Source organism: Brevibacterium sp. CFH 10365, assembly GCF_009299785.1.
Taxonomy (GTDB): Bacteria; Actinomycetota; Actinomycetes; order Actinomycetales; family Brevibacteriaceae; genus Brevibacterium; species Brevibacterium limosum.
Window position 1 is genome coordinate 227,434 of sequence record NZ_VIGO01000003.1, and the last position, 20,703, is coordinate 248,136.

The window sequence follows — 20,703 nt, forward strand, 5'->3', positions numbered from 1 at the left end:
GCTTCGGCTGAGTGCCATGAGCGCCCCCTTGCCCCGCGAAACAGTGCGGGAAGCCCGCCTTCGCCGCCAAATAGAGGTCACTATCGGATACTTCTGAGCCGCCCCAGAACTATCCGATAGTGACCTTTGTTTGAGCTCCGATGTCCGATTGCGACCTACATTTGAGCAGAAACTCTCTGCACAACCGCGCCCAGTCACTCAGACGCCCCAGCACCACCGCCCGGACTCCCCTGCCCTCCTCCGCGCCCAGCCACTAGAGTGGAAGCATGCGCGCTATCACGATCTCCTCCCCCGGTGACCCCGAGGTCCTGCAGGTCTCCGACGAACCCACGCCCGACATCGCCGCCGACGAGGTCCTCATCCGCGTCCATGCTGCCGGCGTCAACCGGGCCGACCTGCTGCAGCGCCGCGGATTCTACGATCCTCCGGCCGGGGCCACCCAGATCCCCGGCCTCGAGATCTCCGGCACGATCGAGAAGCTCGGCGCAGACGTGACCGGCTGGTCCGTCGGCGACCGAGCAGCGGCCCTGCTCTCCGGCGGGGGCTACGCCGAATCCGTCCCTGTCCCCGCAGGTCAGCTGCTTCCCGTCCCCGCTGACTTCGACCTCACCGAGGCGGCCGCCCTGCCCGAGGTTCTGTCCACCGTATGGTCGAACATCGTCGGACGCGGGCAGGTGAAGGCAGGCGAATGGCTGCTCGTCCACGGCGGCGGATCCGGAATCGGCACGGCCGCGATCCAGATCGCGAACCACCTCGGCGTGAAGATCGCCGTGACCGTCGGGTCCGAACGGAAAGCCGAATTCTGCCGCGAGCTCGGCGCCGACGCGGTCATCAACTACCGCGAAGAGGACTTCGTCGAACGTGTGCGCGAGATCTGCGTCCACGACGACGGATCGACCGGCGCCGATGTCATCCTCGACATCATCGGCGCGAAGTACCTCGAACGCAATATCAAGGCCCTGAACACCGACGGCCGCCTCGTCATCATCGGCATGCAGGGCGGAACGAAGACCGAGATCAACCTCGGCTGGCTCATGCAGCCCCGCAAATCCGTGTCCGCCACGACCCTGCGGGCGCGACCGAAGGAACAGAAGATCGCCATCGTCGCCGAGGTGGCCGAGCAGCTGTGGCCGGCCGTGATCTCGGGCAATATTCGCCCCATCATCCACGAAACCATGCCGCTGACCGACGTCGTCCGGGCCCATCAGACGCTGGAGGACGGGGCGAACATCGGCAAGGTTCTGCTCATCGTCGATGAGGAAGGGGCATGACAATGACCGAGAGCCACGACACGGGAGACGGGTTTCAGAACGGCGAGACTGCTCCCACTGGGGCGGGTACGCCGGACGGCAGCGGTGAGTCGGCCGATGCCGCAGCTCAGTCAGGCGACAATGCACGGGCCGAGGGGCTGGCGCGGGCACAGCAGGATCAGGCGGATGTCTCATCGCCGGCGAAGGTGATGCGCATCGGCACCATGGTCAAGCAGCTGCTCGAGGAGGTCCGCGGCACCGAGCTCGATGAGAAGGGACGCGAACGCCTCGCCGAGATCCACCGCCGCTCCATCGACGAACTCGAAGAGGGCCTGTCGAAGGATCTCATCGACGAGCTCGAACGCCTCGATCTGCCCTTCGATTCGGCCGACGGTCCCCCGACGACCTCGGAGCTGCGGATCGCACAGGCCCAACTCGTCGGCTGGCTCGAAGGTCTCTTCCACGGCATCCAGACTGCGATCATGGCTCAGCAGGCCATGGCCCAGCAGATGGCCGGTCGCGGTCAGCTGCCACCGGGCATGGTCCCGCCCGGGATGACACCAGCTGAGGGACAGCCCGGCGAGAAAGAGACACAGGAATCGGACCGCGGCACCGGCAACTATCTGTGAAGCGATTCTTCTCCGGCCTGCGCAAGAAGGCGGGCAAGACCGCTGTCAAGGACGATGACCGGTTCGGCACCGGGCTGTGGCGGCACAACCGTGACCGCTTCATCCGCGCAGTCGACCGCTACTACTCCACTGCGGTGGCCCTCCACGAGGCACGGGACTCCGGTGGCACCGCGTCGGGGGCCGCCTCGGCGGGGTCACCCGACATCGACGACGAGGCCATGGCCGCCTCGGCGAAGGATCCGATCGACGTCATCGTCGACGGCACCCACCGGCTCAACGCACTCGTCGAGGTCGTCGATGATCTGACCGCGGCCCTCCACACCCGTCATCCCGTCACCGGCCAGGTGGTCCCCGGGCCCGCGCGGCGGGCCGTCGGCGACGTGCCGGAGCTGCTGACGAAGGCCTCATCGAAAGTCGGCGAGGCGGTGCTCACGGCATCGATGGCACGATCGGAGGGCCCGTCCGGGCGGCCGATCGACTCGAGCGCCGAGGCCACGGTGCGGTTCATCTCCGACGCCGGGGAGCTGCTGGGGCGGGCGCAGGAGATTCTCGCTAGGGTAGAGGCATCATGAGACCTCCGATCAGCCCCGATATTCTGCCGCCCGATGACTTCGATCTCGGTCTTGTCGCCAGCGACATCGACGGCACTCTGCTGCTGAACTGGAAGCCGATCTCGACGGCCACGATCGATGCGATCCACCGCTGCCAGGACGCGGGAATCCCCTTCGTCCTCGTCACCGGGCGACCCATGCGCTGGCTGACGCCGATTGCCGAGCAGATCCCGGACCTTCGTCGGGTCGTGTGTCTCAATGGCGCCGTCGTCTATGACATCGCCTCCCAATCCGTCGTCGATGCTCACAGCATCGATGCGCAGACGATGGCGGAGATCACCGCAGCGGTGCGAGCCGACCATCCCGAGGCCCGGTTCGCCTACGAGACTCTCAACGGCGGTTTCATCGACCGGGAGTTCGTCACCGGCCGACCGCGCGAGGCCCGGATCATCGACGATGTCTCCGAACTCGCCGGCGAGGACGTCGTCAAGGTGCTCGTACGTCTGGACACGAGCGATTCTCAGGCGATGCACGACCTCATCGATCCCCTCGTCGACGGCACCTGCCATGCCTCGTTCTCCGAGCCGGACAACGGGCTCGTCGAACTTGCGCCGTTCGGGATCACGAAGGCGAAGACGCTGGAGGACCTGTGCGGCCACCTCGGTGTGGAGAGGTCGCAGGTGATGGCGTTCGGGGATATGCCCAATGACATCGAGATGCTCTCGTGGGCCGGACACGGCGTGGCGATGGGCAATGCTCTGGGTTCGGTCAAGGCGATCGCCGCAGCCGTGACCGAGGCCGTCGACGACGATGGCCTCGCCCGCTACCTCGACGCAGTGTTAGAGGCCCACCTCCCCTAACTGCTACCTGACGGCGGCCCAGATACTTCGCGCGAGGTTGCTGGGCCGCCGTCAGGTAGTAATCAGGGGCTGGTGCTCGTGGAGCCCTCTGCGTTGAGCAGGCTAGCGTCGAGGTTGAAGTAATCGACGAGGGCGGTGGCCAGTCCGTCGTCGGCGACCGAATCGGTGACCACGCTCGCGAGCACCTTGAGTTCGTCCTTCGACTGGCCCATGACGATTCCGTGTTCGACCCATTCGATCATCTCGAGATCGTTGAGTCCGTCCCCGGCGCCTACGGTGTGCGCATGGTCGACGCCGAGCTCCTTCGCCACGTTCTCCAGACCGCTGGCCTTCGAGATCCCGTCCGGGGCGATGTCGAGCCAGTTGCTCCAGCCCACCGAATAGCTGACCTCGTGCAGTCCGAGCGAGTCCACGGCGGCCGCGAATTCTTCCGCTGTGCCGTTGACCTCGCGCATCACGATGCGGGTGGCTCGCTTGGTCAGCAGCTCCTCGAAGTCGACGATATCGAGAGTATCGGATTCGGCGAGCTCCCCCGCCGGGAACGGCCCGGACGCCCACCTGTGCAGGTCCGGATCCTCGACGAGGAACAGGGCCGTCGGCAGCGCCGCATGCATCTGCTCAAGCGCATCCTTCGGGTCGAAGGACACCACATGGTGCAGCTCCCAGCCCAACGGCAGCTCCGGGTCGAGGCGCACGACGACGGATCCGTTCGAGCACACGACGTACCCGTGCTTGAGATCGAGCGCGTGGACGACCTCGAGCGCACCCGGCAGGGCACGGCCGGTGGAGATCACGAGGTGGTGGCCTGCCCCGGCGAGCCGATCGAGCACCTGCCTCACCGACTCCGACAGGGAGCCGTCGTAACCGACGATCGTGCCGTCGACATCGAGTGCGATGAGGTGCGGGGTCAATGTGTCTCCCAACGTATGCGTAAGTTTTCCTGTGGTCGTTCTCGCCGGCGCCGAGGCGACCGAACCGAACCGAGTTCTGCGGAGTTCCACCGAACGGTCAGTGCCCCGCGACCCGGCACGGTCTCAGTAGCGCGGCCCCTCCGGTCCCTGTGCGGTCATCCCGCCGAGGTAGGGCCGCAGTGCCTCCGGCACCGTGACCGAGCCGTCCGCCTGCTGATGGTTCTCCAGGATCGGCACCAGCCAGCGAGTGTTGGCCATGGTTCCGTTGAGGGTGGCCACCGGGCGGGTCGATCCGTCACGGCGTTCGCGGATCTGCAGGCGACGGGCCTGGAAGGTCGTGCAGTTCGACGTCGAGGTCAGTTCGCGGTACGTGCCCTGAGTCGGCACCCAGGCTTCGCAGTCGAACTTCCGGGCAGCCGAATCACCGAGGTCGCCGGCGGCGGTATCGATGACCCGGTAGGGCAGCTCGCACAGTCCGAGCATCTTCTCCTGCAGAGACAGCATCCGCTCGTGTTCGGCCTCGGCGTCCTCGACCGGGACGTAGGCGAACATCTCGACCTTCTGGAACTGGTGGACGCGGATGATGCCGCGGGTGTCCTTGCCGTAGGAGCCGGCCTCGCGGCGGTAGCAGGACGAGATTCCGGCGTAGCGCAGAGGACCGTCGGACAGGTCGATGATCTCGTCCATGTGGTAGCCGGCCAGGGGCACCTCGGAGGTTCCGACGAGGAACAGGTCGTCGGCTTCGAGACGGTAGACCTCATCGGCGTGCTCACCGAGGAACCCGGTGCCGCGCATGACCTCGGGGCGCACGAGGGTCGGGGTGATGGTCGGGCTGAACCCGGCCTCCTCGGCGACGTCGCGGGCGAGGTTCAGCAGAGCCATTTCGAGCTTGGCACCGAACCCGGTGAGGTAGTGGAAGCGCGAACCGGAGACCTTCGTGCCGCGGGTGGTGTCGATGGCCTTCAGCTTCTCACCGATCTCGAGATGGTCGAGCGGTGCGAAGCCGTCCGGAGTGAAGTCCCGGGGTTCGCCGACGGTTTTGAGCGTCACGAAGTTCTCTTCGCCGCCGGACGGGATGCCGTCGATGATGAGGTTCGGGACCTTCGACACGAGCTGATCGAAGGCGAAAGTGGCTTCTTCGGACTCCGCCGACAGCGACTTCACGGCCTCGGACTTCGCCTTGCCCTCGGCGATGAGTGCCGGCTTGTCTTCCTTCGCCGCCTTCGCGATCTGGGAGGAGAAGGACTTCTGATCCGCACGTGCGTCTTCGAAGGCGGTGATGGCCGCACGACGAGCGGAATCGGCGGCGATGACCTCGTCGATGAGCTCGACGGATGCCCCGCGAGCCTCCTGCGATGCCTTGAACAGGGCCGGGTTGTCTCTGAGAAGCGCTAGATCGATCACCCTCTCAGCTTAACGGGCCGGGCTTGTTTTCGACATTCGGCGCTCAGCCTGCACACGACTTGGGCACTGTAGATTTGGGCCATGACCATCGAGCTGGATCCCGTGATGACCTGGATCATCATCTTCGGCGCCCTCGTGGTGCTCGCGGCCGTGTTCCTCCTCGGCCGCCGGACCGGAGCACGACGCGTCCTTGCCCGGGTGCGGCACTACAACCACCCGGCGAACCTCTCCGACGAGGTGGTCAATGACGCGGCCAGGTATCGCGCCGCCCTCATCGTCAATCCCACGAAGACCGATGTGCACAACCTGGCCTCCACCGCCGAGGCGATCTGTCGGTTCGAAGGGTGGAATCCTCCGCTCGTGATCGAAACCACCCGTGAGGACTCCGGCGAAGGGGCTGCGGTCCGCGCCCTCGACGAGGGGGTCGACGTCGTCATCGCCGCCGGTGGGGACGGCACCATCCGCGCGGTCGCCTCGGCGCTGGCGGGCACCTCCACTCCGCTGGGGATCGTCCCGCTGGGGACCGGGAATCTGCTCGCCCGCAACATCGACCTCGTCCTCGACAAGACAGAGTGGGCTCTGCGGATCGCCCTGTGGGGGCGAAACCGGGAGATCGACGTGGGGAAGGCGAAGACCGCCCCGGACGGCGACACCCATATCTTCACCGTGATGACCGGGCTCGGATTCGATGCCGCTGTCATGGCCGACACCAGCGACGACCTCAAGGCCCGCCTCGGATGGCTCGCCTATGTCGAAGCGGGATCACGCAAGCTCACCGGCAAACCCAGTCATGTCAAGGTCACGTTCGACGACGAATACCGGATCTCGGCGAGGGTGCGCTCTGTCCTCGGCGGCAACTGCGGCCGACTGCAGGGCGGCATCCAGCTGCTGCCGCAGGCGGTCATCGACGATGGCATGCTCGACGTGCTCATCGTCAGCCCGAAGAACCTCGGACAGTGGGTCGGCGTGCTCGCATCGATCGCCGGTCGCCGGGCTTCACGCGGACTGCACACGAACATCCGGAAGTGCCGAAAGGTCGTCATCGAAGCCGGTGACGAGGTTGATATCCAGATCGACGGGGATCCCCTGGGACAGTCGTCCTACCTCGAGATGGAGGTCGATCCTTCGGCTCTGACCGTCCGTGTGCCCACCGTCGAACAGCGCAAGCAGATCCGCGCCGAGGCCTGGCCGGTGTAGGGCGAGACCGCTGGGTTCCCGCAGCCGCCGCTCCCCTCGCCGAGGCGGCCCTGACAGTCATCCTTCTACCGTCGAGTAGGTCACGAAACGGTTAAAGGAATTCACCTAAGCGTTACAGCATCTAAACCTGAACAAAACGTACAGAAATAGTTTGGAAAACCCTTAGAACCTAGGATGAGTGCCGTATCACACCCCTCGTCACAGAGATTGAAGGCACTCCAATGAAGAAGATCATCCTCGCGCCGGCAGTCGCGCTCGCGTTCACCGGGCTTGTCGCGAGCCCGGTCGCCGCCGCGGAATCCCCCTCCTCCCAGTCGGCCCCCACGAAGGCCGAGCAGAAGAAGGCCGAAGCTGAGAAGGCCAAGAAGGAAGAGGCCGCGAAGAAGGCGGCCGAAGAGGCCGCGGCTGAGAAGGCTGAAGCCGAGAAGAACGCGGCTGCAGAGAAGGCAGAGGCTGAGAAGAAGGCCAAGGAAAAGGCTGAGGCCGCGAAGAAGGCCGCCGCAGACAAGAAGAAGGCGGACGCGAAGAAGGACGCCGAGGGCAAGGCGGACAAGAAGGACGACGCCGAGAAGCCGCCGAAGAAGGTCGATCCGAAGCCCGCCCCTGCCCCCAAGGACGAGGACAAAGACGCCAAAGACGATGACAAGTCCGAGGACAAGGCCAATCCGATCAACGCTTCGGTGCAGGTGACCTCCGGTGAGGTCACTGCCGAAGAGCTCGCCGAAGACGGCGTGACGGTCAAGGTCACCGGCCTCGAGAAGGGCGACAAGGTCTCGGCGAAGTCCGGCCTGACGGGTCCGTCGGCAACCGCTCAGGGTTCGACCGCCACTCTCAAGCTGCACTCCGCCACGGAGGTCACGCAGGAGTCGGTTTCCTTCGCAGTCCAGGTGCAGCGTGCAGGCACCGATGCTAAGAAAGTCGCGGGCACCGCCAAGGTCGACATCCAGGCAGCCATCGACGCTTCGCTCTCGGTCTCCCCAGAAGAGATCACCGCAGAGGATCTCGCAGATGCGAACAAGGGCGTCGACGTCACTGTCACCGGTCTTGAAGAAGGTGACAAGATCACCGATTCTCTCACCAACAAGACCGAGACTGCAGACACCGATGGCAGCCTCAAACTCCACCTTTGGTACGAAGACGACCCCGCCGATCTCGAAGTCGGCAAAGTCCCCTTCACCATCACCATCGATCGTGAGGGCGAAGAGTCAGAGACCCTCGAGGGCGATATCAACGTCGTCGACGAAGTAGCAGAAGTCGACCCGAAGGTCTCCCTCAACACCGACAAGATCTCACAGAGCGACTTCGCTAAGAACGGTATCAAGGTTACCGGTGAGGGCTTCACCCCGGGCGGCAAGGTCACCGTTGTCGGCGGAGGTGCACAGTCGGCCTTCGCGACCGTCGAAGCCGAGGCCGACGAAGAAGGAAAGGTCTCCGCAACTCTGAAGTTCGACGGTGATGGCGAGCTCCCGGCCGGCGACTACGCTGTCTGGGGCGTTGACCAGGAGGAAGATGTCACCTCTCCGGCTCAGGACTTCACCGTCACCGAAGACGAGGCCGTCGATCCGATCAACGCCTCGCTCAACGTCGACCCCAAGGAGATCACCGCCAAGGACCTCGCCAACAAGGACAAGGGCGTGACCGTCACCGTCTCCGGCGTGAAGAAGGGTGACAAGATCACCGATTCCCTCACCGGGAAGTCCGAGACCGCGGATGCCGACGGCGACTACAAGCTCCACCTCTGGTACGAGGGCAACCCCGCAAGCCTCGAGGTCGGCAAGGTTCCGTTCACCGTCACCATCGACCGTGAAGGCACCGAGTCGGAGACTCTCAACGGCAACATCAACGTCGTCGACGAAGATGGGACCGAGGCTCCCGCCGAGGCGACCTTCAAGGTCTCCCCGAAGACGATCGAGGCCGCGGACTTCGCCAATGAGAAGAAGGGCGTCACCCTCGCCGTAGAGAACTGCGAGTCCGGAGCAGATGTCCACTTCGAGGTCAACCCGAAGGGCATCAACGTCACGGCGTACGAAAACACCGTCAAGGCTGATGACGAAGGAAATGCTTCCGTCAATGTCTTCGGTACTTCGTCCGACGTCTCGGCCTATGTCGGTGCCTACACCGCGACGGCTACCTGCGGCGATGACACGATGAAGGACTCCTTCAAGGTCACCGCAGGCGCCAAGGCTGGTGGCGACGACGGCAACGGCGGTGACAACGGAAACGGCGGAGACGACGGCAGTCAGCTGCCTCGCACCGGTGCCGACCTCGGTGGACTGACGACGGGAGCGCTGCTCCTCCTCGTCGGTGGTGCCGCGATCGCATTGACCGGCCGCAAGAAAAAGTTCGGACAGACTCCGACGAGCTTCTGATCTGAGACAGGCGGACAGCCTGATCAGCAGAGGAGGGGCGGCTCAGCACACGCTGAGCCGCCCCTCCTTCTGTTCTGATGTTCGCGCCGAAACGACCGTTCATCGTGAACGGAGAATGAACTCTGCGACCAGTCCGAACTCAATGCTGAACAAAACGACCACAACTATGCGTGTGGTGAATGTTGCATTACTGTTACATTCGTAATACTTCACACCCAGCTGTAATTTTCTAAGGAAATAAATGAAGAAGCTCGCCCTCGCCCCCGCGGTGGCCATCGCCATCACCGGCCTGGCCGCATCCCCAGTCATCGCTGCTCCCGAGGCTCCCTCCTCGGCAACTCAGCAGCCCGGTGCATCGCCTGCCGCCAAGTCCCCTGTTCAGCTCCAGAAGGCCGCTGCACAAGGAGTCACCGCGCAGGCTGGCGAAATTGCAGTGTCGGCTACGAGCGTCACCGTCGACGAATTCGCCGAGAACGGCGTTGGCATCGCTGGGGCTGGTCTCGAAGCAGACACCGAATACTCGATGACCGTTGAACCTGCCAGTGGGCAGAACGTCAACGTCTTCGAAACAACTGTCACAACCGATGCAGACGGTGCCTTTGAAGACGGAGTCGAAGCCGTCGGCGAGGCAAACCCGGCATTCGTCGGAGACTACAAGGTCACCGTCACGAACGTTGCTGACGAGAGCGAAACGTACAACACGACCTTCAGCGTCACTGAGGGCGAAGCCGACGAGCCCGAGGCCCCCACCGCCGACCCGAAGGTCTCGCTCAACACCGATGAGATCTCCGAAACCAACTTCGCGGAGAACGGCATCAAGGTCACCGGTGAGGGCTTCACCCCCGGCGGCAAGGTCACCGTCGTCGGCGGAGGCGCGCAGTCCGCTTTCGCCACCCTCGAAGTCGAGGCCGACGAAGACGGAAAGGTCTCCGCAACTCTGAAGTTCGACGGTGAAGGCGAGCTCCCGGCCGGCGACTATGCCGTCTGGGGTGTCGACCAGCAGTCCGAGACCAACTCCCCGGCTCAGGACTTCACCATCACCGAAGACGAGGCCGAAGAGCCTACCACTCCTGCTGAAGAAGCCAAGCTGACCGTCTCCCCCGAGACCATCACGCCTGCTGACTTCGTCAAGGAAGACAAGGGCGTCACACTCGCCGTCGAGAACTGCGAGCCCGGTGAAGACGTCCGCTTCCTCGTCAACCCCGAGGGCGAGTCGAACGTCACCGCTTTCGACAAGACCGTCCAGCCAGACGACGAGGGCAAGGCCAACGTCAACGTCTACGGCACCAGCGCCTCCAACGCCTCGGCCTACATCGGAGACTACGATGTGACCGTCACCTGCGGCGATGACGAACTGACCGGCGACTTCTCGGTCGAGAAGGACCCGAACGCCGGTGGCGGCGACGGCAATGAAGATGGCAACGGCGGAAACGACGACGGCGACAACGGAGATGCCGGCAACGGCGGCGACCTGCCCCGCACTGGTACCGAGCTGACCGGCCTCGTCGGCGGCGCAGGCCTCCTCCTCATCGGTGGGGTCGCAGTCGCACTGACCATGCGCCGCAAGAAGGCCGCCCAGGATCCCGCTGAGATCTGAGAGTGATCGTCTGAGCTGACACGAGCTCAAGACCGACTGAGAAGAGCGCGGACCCGATCGGGTACGCGCTCTTCTCGTTCCTGCCGTCGACCGCTCAGGCGCTGCCTGTCCGCGGGCTGGATCACCGACACCAGCTGCCTCGGCTCACTCCATCCGGTCGTAGCGGGAACGCAGGACAAGGAAGATTCCATAGAGTACGAGGCCGATTCCCACGGACAACAGCAGATACGGGCCGAACGGCTGATCACGCATCCCCTTCAACGCCCCGTCGATGCCCGTGAAATTTCCCGGATCTCCGTTCGCCGCCGAGACCGCCACGAGGATGCCCATCGACAACAGCGTCACCCCCTTGCCCAGGTATCCGACGACGCCGGTGAGCCCCAGCACGAAACGAGTGACGCTGCTGTTGGGCCTGCGCAGCTCAGCGCCCCATTTGCGGCGCAATCCATTGACGCAGAAGGCGACACCTGCAATCGCGACGACGGCACCTACCGCCATGAGGAGATAAAGGCCTCCCGGGGCTTTCGCCACTGTCGCTGATGCCTGTGAACTGGCTTTCCCCGAGTCTGCTCCGCCGCCGAGGACGAACTGCGAGAAGGTCGCGGCGATCGCTGCGTAGGCGATGGCAAATCCGAGCATCTTGAGGAAGTCGATCCAGCGACGTCGGCCCTGCTTCTGCTGCGGGTCTCGGGTCCCGGCTCCGCGCAGAGAGCCCGAACCGAAGAACGCGTTGATCAGACACCACAGCGCCATCAACGCACATCCGACGAGGCAGATGACGATGAGCACCATGCCGAAGGGCTCCGCCGCGATCTGTCCGACGGCTCCGGCCTGGTCGGCTTCACCGCCACCTCGGCCGAGCCCGATCGCCATGGTCGTGACACCGAGCACGGCGTGAACCAGCCCATTCGCGATGAAGCCCGCGCGGGCTATCCGTTCGAACCACCGACTGTCGGCGGCTTCCTGGGCCACCGCATCGGCTGAATCGGCTACCTGCTTGAACTTCTCGGAGTCGCTCATGAAGTTCAGTGTTGCACAGCTGCTGCTCCAGTCAGCCGCGTCGGTACCGGTTGTACAGCACGAGTGCCCCGGGCTCGGGACGGCCCTGCGGACGACGCCCCCTGGAGATCGAGACGACGTCGCCGCCCATGGTGCCGGCCGCAAAGACACGCGCATCGCGCTCCTGCGCCGACCTGCGTGCCCGAACCTCGTCCTCGAGCTCCTCATTGCGCGACCTGAGCGCATCGACCTGATTCTGCAGGTCGATGATCTTCTTGATCCCGACGAGGTTGACTCCCTCGTCCTGCGACAGCTGCTGGATCAGTCGCAGCTTGGCGATGTCCTTGCCGGAGTAGCGCCGCCCCCGACCCGCAGTGCGTTCCGGAATGACGAGGCCCAGGCGGTCATACTGCCGCAGCGTCTGCGGGTGCATACCCGCCAGATCCGCAGCCACCGAGATGACATACACCGCCGCACTCGATGAAATGTGCATTGTGATTCACCACCTCAACTGGCCTTGGCTTTGTCCAGCAAGCCGGCGCGTGGATCCTCACCTTCGGTGGCGGCCTTGAACGACTCGACCGCCTGCTTGGCTTCTTTGGACAGATTCTTCGGCGCCACGATCTCGACCGTCGCCAGCAGATCGCCGGTGCCCTTCTTCGATTTCACACCCTTGCCTCGCACGCGCAGGGTCCGCCCCGAAGGCGTGCCCGGTGCGACCTTGACCTTGACGGGCATTCCGCCCAGGGTCGGCACCTTGACCTCGGCGCCGAGGGCCGCCTCGTCGAAGCTGATCGGCAGATCCATCCGCAGGTTCTCACCGTCACGGGTGAACACAGGGTGCGGACTCACATGCACGGTGAGAATCACGTCTCCGGCCTCACCGCCGTTGGGACTGGACTTGCCCTTGCCCGCAAGGCGGATCTTCTGTCCGTCCTTGACCCCCATCGGGGTGCGCACGGTCAGCGGCTTTCCGCCGGGCATGTTCAGCTTCACCGAGGCGCCGTCGATGGCCTCGGTGAACGACAGCGTCGTGCTCGACTTGATGTCGCCGCCCTTGACCGGAGGCTGGTAGCCGCCGTATCCGCCGCCACCGAAGCCTCCGCCGAATCCGCCGAGCAGATCTGCCAGGTCCGGGGGGACGTCTCCCCCGCCGCCGTAGGTCGTGCGGGTCCGCGTCCGTCCGCCGCCTCCGAAGAGGTCGGAGAATACGTCCTCGAATCCGCCGCCGGCAGCACCGCCGGGTCCGCCGGAGCCGGCACTGAATCTGGCGCCGCCGCCCATCGCGCGGACCTGATCGTACTGTGCCCGAGATTCCTTGTCGGAGAGCACCTGGTGGGCCTGGCCGATCTCCTTGAATTTCTCCTCGGCGTTCTCATCACCGGGGTTGGCGTCCGGGTGATATTTGCGCGCGAGCTTGCGATAGGCTTTCTTGATCTCGGCATCGGAAGCATCCTTGGAGACGCCGAGGGTCTTGTAGAAGTCCTTGTCGAACCAATCATTCTGAGGTCCGGTATTCACCTGGCACCTCCTTTCCTTCCAATCAATCCTGTCATCACGGTATTCACTTGTCCTCTCACAATCCGCACCCCGGGGCAATGCCCCGAAGATCCGGACCGCCGCCGAGGTGGCTCCCCCGGCCCGTACGTCAGTTCACTGACGCACGGGGCGGGCGGTCGCCTCGGCGATCGTGGTCGTGTCTCAGTCCTGCGGTTGCTGGACACCGACGCGGGCGGCGCGGATGATGCGCTCCCCGATTCGGTAGCCCGGCTGCATGACCAGGAAGAGCGTCGGATTCTCGACCTCGTCCGAAGGCTGCTGCATGAGCGCTTCGTGGATGTTCGGATCGAACTCGTCGCCGACCTCTCCGTACTGTTCGACGCCGATCTTGTTCAGCGATTCGACGAGCTTGTTCACGTGGGTCTCGAAAGGCCCGGTGACATCGCCGTTCTCGCGGGCGAGCTTGACCTCGTCGAGCACGGGGATCAGGGCCTCGACGACCTTGATCGTGCCGCCGAGCGCCGCACGCTCACGTTCACGGTCGGCGCGCATCCGGTATGCCGCATATTCGGCGTTGATGCGCTTGAGGTCAGCCAGGTAGCCCGCGGCCTCCGAACCCGGTTCGGGTTCGGCCGCCGGCTCCGAGTCCTCAAGACCCGAGACATCAGCGGGGATGTCCACACCGAGGTCGCTGGCATCGGCCGCTTCTGCCTGCTCGGCGTTCGGGTCCGCGGTCGGCTCCTCGCCGGCCCCGTCCGGGGCCGACTGGGCGTCGGCCTCGGGACGGACCTCGCCGGTGTTCGGATCGACCCGGCGCTTGTCACTGAAGGTGAAGCCTGGCTCCTCGGACGACTTGTCGTTGCCCTCGGCAGTCATTACTTCTTCTCCTCATCCTCTTCGTCGACAACTTCGGCGTCGACGACATCGTCGTCTGCGCCTGCATCGGCTGCTCCCTCACCAGCGGCCTCGGCGCCTTCGGCACCGCCCTGCTGATTGTAGATGGCTTCGCCGATCTTCTGCTGGTTCTCCATGAGCTTGTCGTAGGCGCTCTTCACGGCGTCGTCGTCTTCACCCTTGAGGGCTTCCTTGACGGCGTCGACATCGCCCTGCATCTCGGTCTTGATCTCTTCGGGCAGCTTGTCCGCGTTGTCGGTCAGCAGCTTCTCGGTCTGGTAGGCGAGGTTCTCCGCATTGTTGCGGACATCGGCTGCCTCACGGCGCTTCTTGTCCTCTTCTGCGTGCTCCTCGGCCTCACGGACCATGCGCTCGATATCTTCCTCCGGCAGTGCGGAACCGCCGGTGATCGTCATCGACTGCTCGGTGCCGGTGCCCTTGTCGGTGGCCGACACGTGGACGATGCCGTTGGCGTCGATGTCGAAGGCGACCTCGATCTGCGGCACACCGCGCGGAGCCGGAGCGATACCGGTCAGCTCGAAGGTGCCGAGGTTCTTGTTGTCGCGAGTGAACTCACGCTCGCCCTGGAAGACCTGGATCGAGACGGAGGGCTGGTTGTCCTCAGCCGTGGTGAAGGTCTCCGAACGCTTGGTCGGGATCGGGGTGTTGCGCTCGATGAGCTTGGTCATCACACCGCCCTTGGTCTCGAGTCCGAGCGAGAGCGGGGTGACGTCGATGAGCAGGACGTCCTTGCGCTCACCCACGAGGACACCGGCCTGCACGGCGGCGCCGATGGCGACGACCTCATCGGGGTTGACGCCCTTGTTGGGCTCCTTGCCTCCGGTGAGTTCGGTGACGACGGCGGAGACGCCGGGCATACGGGTCGAGCCGCCGACGAGGACGACGTGGTCGATGTCGTTGACGGAGACGCCGGCATCCTTCATGACTGCGTGGAACGGAGCCTTGGTGCGCTCGAGTAGGTCCTTGGTCAGGTCCTCGAACTTCGCACGGGTGAGGGTCTCATCCAGGTGGATGGGTCCGTTCTCGCTCATCGACAGGTACTGCAGCGAGATGTTCGTGCTGGTGGCCGAGGACAGTTCCTTCTTGGCCTGCTCAGAGGCTTCCTTGAGACGCTGCAGAGCAGTGGCATCCTTGGTCAGGTCGACACCGTAGTTGTTCTTGACCTGCTCGACGAGGTAGTCGACGATCCGCTGATCCCAGTCGTCACCGCCGAGGCGGTTGTCGCCGGAGGTCGCGCGGACCTGAATGGTGGAGAAGTCATCTTCGTCCTTGCCGACTTCGAGCAGGGAGACGTCGAAGGTACCGCCGCCGAGGTCGAAGACGAGGATGAGCTCGTCTTCCTTGCCGCGCTCGAGGCCGTAGGCCAGAGCAGCAGCGGTGGGCTCGTTGATGATGCGCGAGACGTTGAGACCGGCGATCTCACCGGCGTCCTTCGTAGCCTGGCGCTCAGCGTCGTTGAAGTATGCGGGAACGGTGATCACCGCGTCGGTGACCTTCTCCTGCAGGTATTCCTCAGCGTCGTGCTTGAGCTTCTGGAGGATGCGGGCCGAGACCTCGGGGGCCGTCATCTTCTTGCCGCCGATCTCGGTGGACCAGTCGGTGCCCATGTGGCGCTTGACCGAAGCGACGGTGTTCTTGATGTTCGTGACGGCCTGGCGCTTGGCGATCTCACCGACGAGGGAGTCGCCGTTCTTGTTGACTGCGACGACGGACGGGGTCGTGCGACCGCCTTCCGCGTTTGCGATGACCTTCGGGTCGCCGCCTTCGAGGACGGTGACGACGGAGTTCGTGGTTCCGAGGTCGATTCCGACTGCACGTGCCATAGTTTTCTCTCCTTACAGATCGTGAGTTTCTGCGACTCGAATGTGTGCGATCGGGCGGCACCGCTGACGAGCAGAACCACTCGACCGCACACATTGAGCCAACCGGACTCAAGTATTCTCTTCGAGGATCCGACCGTCAAGTCGGCCTCATCAAAGTTGCGTACACTAGACTCAACTTTGATGAGGGCGTGTTTATTCCGACCGGCGAGAGAATCTTTGCGCAGGCGGCTAGAGGCTTGCGAACTCGACTTCGACACGCAGAGGCCGGAGGCCAAGAACCGCTGGCTATGCCGCCCGTCAGAGTCGGGCAAAGGGCGAAACAGCTTCTAGTGGCCGCCGCCGAGGCCGCCTGTGAGTCGAGCATGGAACGCAGTCGTAAAGTCGTTCATGCCGACGAACTCCACAGATTTCCCGTGCTGCTCGTATTTCGTCTCGATCGTATCGAGAGCGGCGACGGTCGACGCGTCCCAGATATGCGACTTCGTGAAATCGATGACCACCCGATCCGGATCGTCAGCGTGTTCGAACAGTGTCGTCAGGTCGTTGCTGGAGGCAAACAGCAGCTGGCCTTCGACTGCATAGTGCGCGACCTCCTGACCACTCTGCACCTGGACCTCTCGGCGGACGTCGATGAGATGGGCAACGCGACGGACGAACATCACAGAGGCCACGAACACCCCGACGACGACGCCGATGGCGAGGTTGTGAGTAGCGACGACCACGGCGACAGTGATGACCATAACGGCAGTTTCGCTCTTGGGCATTCGCTTGAGCGTGGCGAGTCTGATCGAGTGCCAGTCGAAAGTGCCGACCGAGACCATGATCATCACGGCGACGAGGGCCGCCATCGGAATGACGGACACGATGTCTCCGAGAGCGACGACGAGAATCAACAGGAACAACCCGGCGAGGAATGTCGAAATGCGGGTGCGGGCGCCGGAGGCTTTGACGTTGATCATGGTCTGCCCGATCATGGCGCATCCGCCCATGCCGCCGAAGAACCCCGAAAGAATGTTCGCTACTCCCTGTCCCCAGCCTTCGCGGGTCTTGTTCGAATGCGTGTCTGTGACATCGTCGACGAGCTTCGCCGTCATCAGTGATTCCATGAGTCCGACGAGGGCCATCGCCAGAGAGTAGGGGGCGATGATCGTCAACGTCTCCCAGGTCAGGGGTACGCCGGGGATGAACAGTTCCGGCAGACTGCGGGGCAGCTCCCCCTGATCGCCGACGGTGGGGACGCTGATCGCGAAGGCCACGACTGCGACAGTGACGATGATGATCGATATCAGCGGAGCGGGGATGACTTTGGTGATCTTCGGCATGAAGATCATGATGACCAGGCCGACCGCAACGAGCGGGTAGACCATCCAGGGCACATCGATCAGCTGCGGGAGCTGAGCAGTGAAGATGAGAATCGCCAGAGCGTTGACGAATCCGATCATGACGCTGCGCGGGATGAAACGCATCAGTTTCGCGGCACCGAACACGGCCAGCACGATCTGCAGCACTCCGGCAAGCAGGACGGTGGCGATGAAGTAGTCCATTCCGTATTCACGGGCCACCGGTGCGATGACGAGCGCGACTGCACCGGTCGCGGCGGTGATCATCGCCGGGCGCCCGCCGACGAAGGCAATGGTCACGGCCATGATGAATGAGGAGAACAGGCCGACCTTCGGGTCGACACCAGCGATGATGGAGAACGAGATCGCCTCAGGGATCAGCGCCAGCGCAACGACCAGTCCCGCGAGGACTTCTCGCGTGAGGATACGCGGAGTCTTCAGTGCGGTCGCCACTGAGGGGTCGGGAAGGTAGCGACTCCGATCGTCGGCGGTGGTCGTGTTCGTCGTCATGTTCGAGCCTCCAAGGCCGGGAGCACGTCAGGTGTGGCACCATCTGAAAGAGGGATGCGCTTGCGCGCGGTCGGCATGCTCCCGCTTCACGCGAAAGGCGAAATCCGGGAACGCACCGCGGTGCCGTTCGGGCGCTGAAGCCAACCCTAACGTAACGTAAGGGTTGCTGCGAATTGAGGAGAGTGTCGATGGCCGAGACCGGGATGATGCACATCGGAGAGTTGGCTGAACGTACGGGGCTGTCGCTGCGAACGATTCGCCACTACGACCAGATCGGCCTGCTGACTCCTTCGGGCCGGTCGGAGGGAGGTTTCCGCCTCTACACGGAAGACGATCACGACCAGCTGATGCTGATTCGCAGGATGAAGCCGCTGGGGTATTCGCTGGAGCAGATGGGTGACCTGCTCCGGGCACTGGAGAGTGCTCGCGGAAGCGAACCATCCCGGGCCGATGGAGCCAATGAGCTGACGCAGTTTCTCGATGATGCTCACGAACGCCGTGACAGACTCGCACGGCAGCTCGCCGCCGCCGATGAGTTCATCGATCAGCTCAACTCACGGATCACTGCGTAGACGAGCGACTTCCGGCAGCTGAGGATTCGGCTCACTCGCCGAGGTGGTCCTCCAGGTCATCGAGGATCTGCCCGGCACCGGTGGGGCCGAGGCCGAGGAACCACACGTCGTCGTTGACGCGGACGGCCTTGCCGTCCTTGACCGCATCGAGCCCCTTCCACTGGCTGGAGTCGAGTGCCGTCTCCTCTCCGGTCGCCTCCGGATCGCCATAGCTGGTGTAGAAGACGTAGTCGCCTTCGGCCTGGTCGAGGTTCTCCGGAGAGATCTCGACGGCGAGCTCGTCGACGGCCTGGTTCTTCGGACGCTTGAACCCGGCATCACTGAGGATGACTCCGATGAGCGATTGGTTTGCGTACAGGCGCAGGCGTTCGGGCATGAAGCGCACGAGCGAGATCGTCGGGTCTCCGTCGACATCTGCCCTCAGACCTTCTGCTTCTTCTGCATACTCCCTGAGGTTCGCCGCGGTTTCGTCTTCCATCCCCATAGCCTCACCGACGAGGCGGAAGTTCTCCTTCCACGGGAACCCCGGCCTGATCGAGAACACGGTCGGAGCGATCGAATCGAGCTCGTCGTAGAGCTTGTCGGCGCGCAGCTGGCTGCCGAGTATGAGGTCGGGTTCGAGCGAAGCGATCTTCTCGAGGTCAAGCTCCTGAATCGTGCCGACCGTCTCGACTCCCTCCACCTGGTCCTCGAGGTAGCTGGGCACAGGATTGGCGCCCTCGGTCGTGACCATGCCGACGGGCTTGATGCCCAGCGAGAGGACATCATCGAGCTCACCCGTGTCAAGGACGACGACTCGTTCGGGCTTCTTCTCGATCTCGGTCGTGCCATTGGCGTGCTTGACCGTGCGAGGGAAGACGCCGGCCTCGGCATCGCTGCCGAGCTTCGCGGTCTCCTCATCGGCAGTGCCGAAGGCTTCTCCGCCGGGCGCGACGTCCTTGTTTCCGGATTCGCCTCCGGACGCTTTGTCCTCCTCAGCGGCGCAGCCGGTGGCGAGCAGGGCGATTGCCACGGCGGCGGCCGCACACACTGCAGCCCGGTTGCGAATTCTCATTGTCACAGAGCTGAGCCTACCCTAACCACCACTGCTTCCAGACCGCACCTGGCCACCTCGCGGTCCATTACACGTGCAGTTTTCGGTGGACTTAGGTTAGGCTCAGCTATATCACTTCTCAGTCAACCGGAAGGTCCCCATGTCCCGCCTCGTCCTGCCTGGTGTCCGCACCCGCGTGCTCGCCTCGCTTGCTCTCATCACCGCCCTCGGCCTGTCAGCGTGCGGCGGAACGGACTCCGCCGACTCCGGGAAGACTGCCGACGCCTCCGGCGAATGGCCCCTGACTGTCACGGACGATGCCGGACACGAGGTCACCATCGAGGAGCAGCCGACGACGATCGTCTCCACCGCCGTCACCCTCACCGGCAGCCTGCTTGCGATCGACGCACCGGTCACCGCCTCCGGTGCCACCATGCCGAACTCCCCCGTCGCCGACGACCAGGGCTTCTTCACTCAGTGGAGCGATGTCGCGAAGGAGAAGGATATCGAGGCCCTCTACCAGGGCGATCCCGACGTCGAGGCAGTACTGGCCGAGGAACCCGACCTCATCGTGGTCTCGAAGACCGGCCAGGACTCGGCGAATGCGATCTACGATCAGCTCAGCGATATCGCTCCGACCGTGGTCATCGACTACGGCGACAAGGACTGGCAGGAGGTCACGAGCCGCCTCGGCGAGATCACCGGCCACGAGGACGACGCAAAGAAGGTCAATGACGAGTTCGACGCTCGCGCCGAGGAAGTCAAGGAGTCGATCGACGCCCCCGCGCAGCCCGTCACCGGGATGGTCTTCAACGAGAAGGCCAAGGGAGGCGGATCTGGGTCCAGTGCGAACATCTGGACGCCGGAATCGGCGCAGGGAAAACTCCTCGAAGAGGTCGGATTCGAACTCGCCGACGTCCCTGAGGGGACGGCCGGCCAAGGCGAGATGGGCAAGCGCGCCGATATCGTCGAGGTCACCGGTGAGAACCTCTCCAAGGCCGTCACCGGTGAATCCGTCTTCCTCTTCAATGCGAATGAGAAGACCGCCGAGTCGTATGAGAAGAACTCTCTCGTCGAGAGCACCCCTGCGGTGAAGAACGATGCGGTCTTCGCCCTCGGCCTCGACTCGTTCCGCCTCGATTACTATCCCGCCACGAACGTCCTCGACCGGATCGAGGACGAATTCGGCAAGTGACGACGAAACGGACAGTCGGCAGCGAAGAATCGCCTTCGCTGCCGACCG

Annotated in this window: 18 protein-coding genes; 9 read left to right on the forward strand and 9 right to left on the reverse strand. The window is 64.0% G+C overall.

Going from position 1 to position 20,703, the window contains the following annotated elements; translation table 11 throughout:
* The first annotated feature begins 266 nt into the window (after window positions 1-266).
* Genes FHG09_RS07200 through FHG09_RS07215 form a run of 4 tightly spaced genes read left to right on the forward strand, consistent with a single transcriptional unit; the run spans window position 267 to window position 3,290 of the window.
* Complete coding sequence (locus tag FHG09_RS07200) at window positions 267-1,271, forward strand: NAD(P)H-quinone oxidoreductase (RefSeq protein WP_152346973.1); 1,005 nt, start codon at window positions 267-269, stop codon at window positions 1,269-1,271.
* Window positions 1,268-1,879, forward strand: coding sequence for a proteasome activator (locus FHG09_RS07205; RefSeq protein WP_227492611.1), 612 nt, complete (start codon window positions 1,268-1,270; stop codon window positions 1,877-1,879). The genes FHG09_RS07200 and FHG09_RS07205 overlap by 4 nt, the downstream gene beginning before the upstream one ends.
* Entirely contained in the window at window positions 1,876-2,451 is a 576-nt protein-coding gene (locus FHG09_RS07210) for a hypothetical protein (RefSeq protein ID WP_152346974.1), read from the forward strand. The genes FHG09_RS07205 and FHG09_RS07210 overlap by 4 nt, the downstream gene beginning before the upstream one ends.
* Window positions 2,448-3,290, forward strand: coding sequence for an HAD family hydrolase (locus FHG09_RS07215; RefSeq protein WP_227492612.1), 843 nt, complete (start codon window positions 2,448-2,450; stop codon window positions 3,288-3,290). Before FHG09_RS07210 ends, FHG09_RS07215 begins: the two co-directional genes overlap by 4 nt.
* Window positions 3,291-3,352: 62 nt before the next feature.
* On the opposite strand, the gene FHG09_RS07220 is transcribed toward FHG09_RS07215, so the two are convergent.
* Together FHG09_RS07220 and serS are read right to left on the reverse strand one after the other, a co-directional pair.
* The gene (locus tag FHG09_RS07220) at window positions 3,353-4,213 is read right to left on the reverse strand and encodes an HAD family hydrolase (RefSeq protein ID WP_227492613.1); all 861 of its coding nucleotides are present in this window, start codon (window positions 4,211-4,213) and stop codon (window positions 3,353-3,355) included.
* A gap of 111 nt (window positions 4,214-4,324) precedes the next feature.
* The gene (gene serS / locus FHG09_RS07225; protein WP_152346975.1) at window positions 4,325-5,605 is read right to left on the reverse strand and encodes a serine--tRNA ligase; all 1,281 of its coding nucleotides are present in this window, start codon (window positions 5,603-5,605) and stop codon (window positions 4,325-4,327) included.
* Between the two features lie 81 nt (window positions 5,606-5,686).
* On the opposite strand from serS, the gene FHG09_RS07230 reads away from it, so the two are divergent.
* The 3 genes from FHG09_RS07230 (at window position 5,687) to FHG09_RS07240 (ending at window position 10,768) form a co-directional block, all read left to right on the forward strand.
* The gene (locus FHG09_RS07230) at window positions 5,687-6,802 is read left to right on the forward strand and encodes a diacylglycerol/lipid kinase family protein (RefSeq protein ID WP_227492614.1); all 1,116 of its coding nucleotides are present in this window, start codon (window positions 5,687-5,689) and stop codon (window positions 6,800-6,802) included.
* Between the two features lie 221 nt (window positions 6,803-7,023).
* A complete protein-coding gene (locus FHG09_RS19790; protein WP_193627304.1) occupies window positions 7,024-9,171 on the forward strand; it encodes a hypothetical protein in 2,148 nt (715 codons plus the stop codon).
* Window positions 9,172-9,412: 241 nt separating this feature from the next.
* Entirely contained in the window at window positions 9,413-10,768 is a 1,356-nt protein-coding gene (locus FHG09_RS07240; RefSeq protein ID WP_152346976.1) for an LPXTG cell wall anchor domain-containing protein, read from the forward strand.
* Window positions 10,769-10,912: 144 nt separating this feature from the next.
* On the opposite strand, the gene FHG09_RS07245 is transcribed toward FHG09_RS07240, so the two are convergent.
* The 6 genes from FHG09_RS07245 to FHG09_RS07270 all read right to left on the reverse strand — a co-directional run bounded on the left by FHG09_RS07245 (window position 10,913) and on the right by FHG09_RS07270 (window position 17,855).
* Window positions 10,913-11,788, reverse strand: a complete 876-nt coding sequence (locus FHG09_RS07245) for a DUF1206 domain-containing protein (RefSeq protein ID WP_152346977.1) — start codon at window positions 11,786-11,788, stop codon at window positions 10,913-10,915.
* Window positions 11,789-11,819: 31 nt separating this feature from the next.
* Window positions 11,820-12,260 carry a heat shock protein transcriptional repressor HspR gene (locus FHG09_RS07250; protein WP_152346978.1) on the reverse strand — a complete coding sequence of 147 codons (441 nt, stop codon included), beginning with the start codon at window positions 12,258-12,260 and terminating at the stop codon, window positions 11,820-11,822.
* A 14-nt stretch (window positions 12,261-12,274) separates the two neighbouring features.
* Entirely contained in the window at window positions 12,275-13,288 is a 1,014-nt protein-coding gene (locus tag FHG09_RS07255; RefSeq protein ID WP_152346979.1) for a DnaJ C-terminal domain-containing protein, read from the reverse strand.
* A 180-nt stretch (window positions 13,289-13,468) separates the two neighbouring features.
* On the reverse strand, window positions 13,469-14,143 hold the full coding sequence (locus FHG09_RS07260; protein ID WP_152346980.1) for a nucleotide exchange factor GrpE: 675 nt from the start codon (window positions 14,141-14,143) through the stop codon (window positions 13,469-13,471).
* On the reverse strand, window positions 14,143-16,005 hold the full coding sequence (gene dnaK / locus FHG09_RS07265; RefSeq protein WP_152346981.1) for a molecular chaperone DnaK: 1,863 nt from the start codon (window positions 16,003-16,005) through the stop codon (window positions 14,143-14,145). Before dnaK ends, FHG09_RS07260 begins: the two co-directional genes overlap by 1 nt.
* A 326-nt stretch (window positions 16,006-16,331) precedes the next feature.
* Window positions 16,332-17,855, reverse strand: coding sequence for a SulP family inorganic anion transporter (locus FHG09_RS07270; RefSeq protein WP_152346982.1), 1,524 nt, complete (start codon window positions 17,853-17,855; stop codon window positions 16,332-16,334).
* A 188-nt stretch (window positions 17,856-18,043) separates the two neighbouring features.
* On the opposite strand from FHG09_RS07270, the gene FHG09_RS07275 reads away from it, so the two are divergent.
* A complete protein-coding gene (locus FHG09_RS07275; protein WP_152346983.1) occupies window positions 18,044-18,427 on the forward strand; it encodes a MerR family transcriptional regulator in 384 nt (127 codons plus the stop codon).
* Between the two features lie 31 nt (window positions 18,428-18,458).
* Here the strand turns inward: FHG09_RS07275 and FHG09_RS07280 are convergent, their stop codons facing one another.
* A complete protein-coding gene (locus tag FHG09_RS07280) occupies window positions 18,459-19,481 on the reverse strand; it encodes an ABC transporter substrate-binding protein (RefSeq protein ID WP_152347251.1) in 1,023 nt (340 codons plus the stop codon).
* Window positions 19,482-19,620: 139 nt separating this feature from the next.
* Here FHG09_RS07280 and fepB point away from each other — a divergent pair, with 139 nt between their 5' ends.
* Entirely contained in the window at window positions 19,621-20,655 is a 1,035-nt protein-coding gene (fepB, locus tag FHG09_RS07285) for a Fe2+-enterobactin ABC transporter substrate-binding protein (RefSeq protein ID WP_152346984.1), read from the forward strand.
* Window positions 20,656-20,703: the final 48 nt, after the last annotated feature.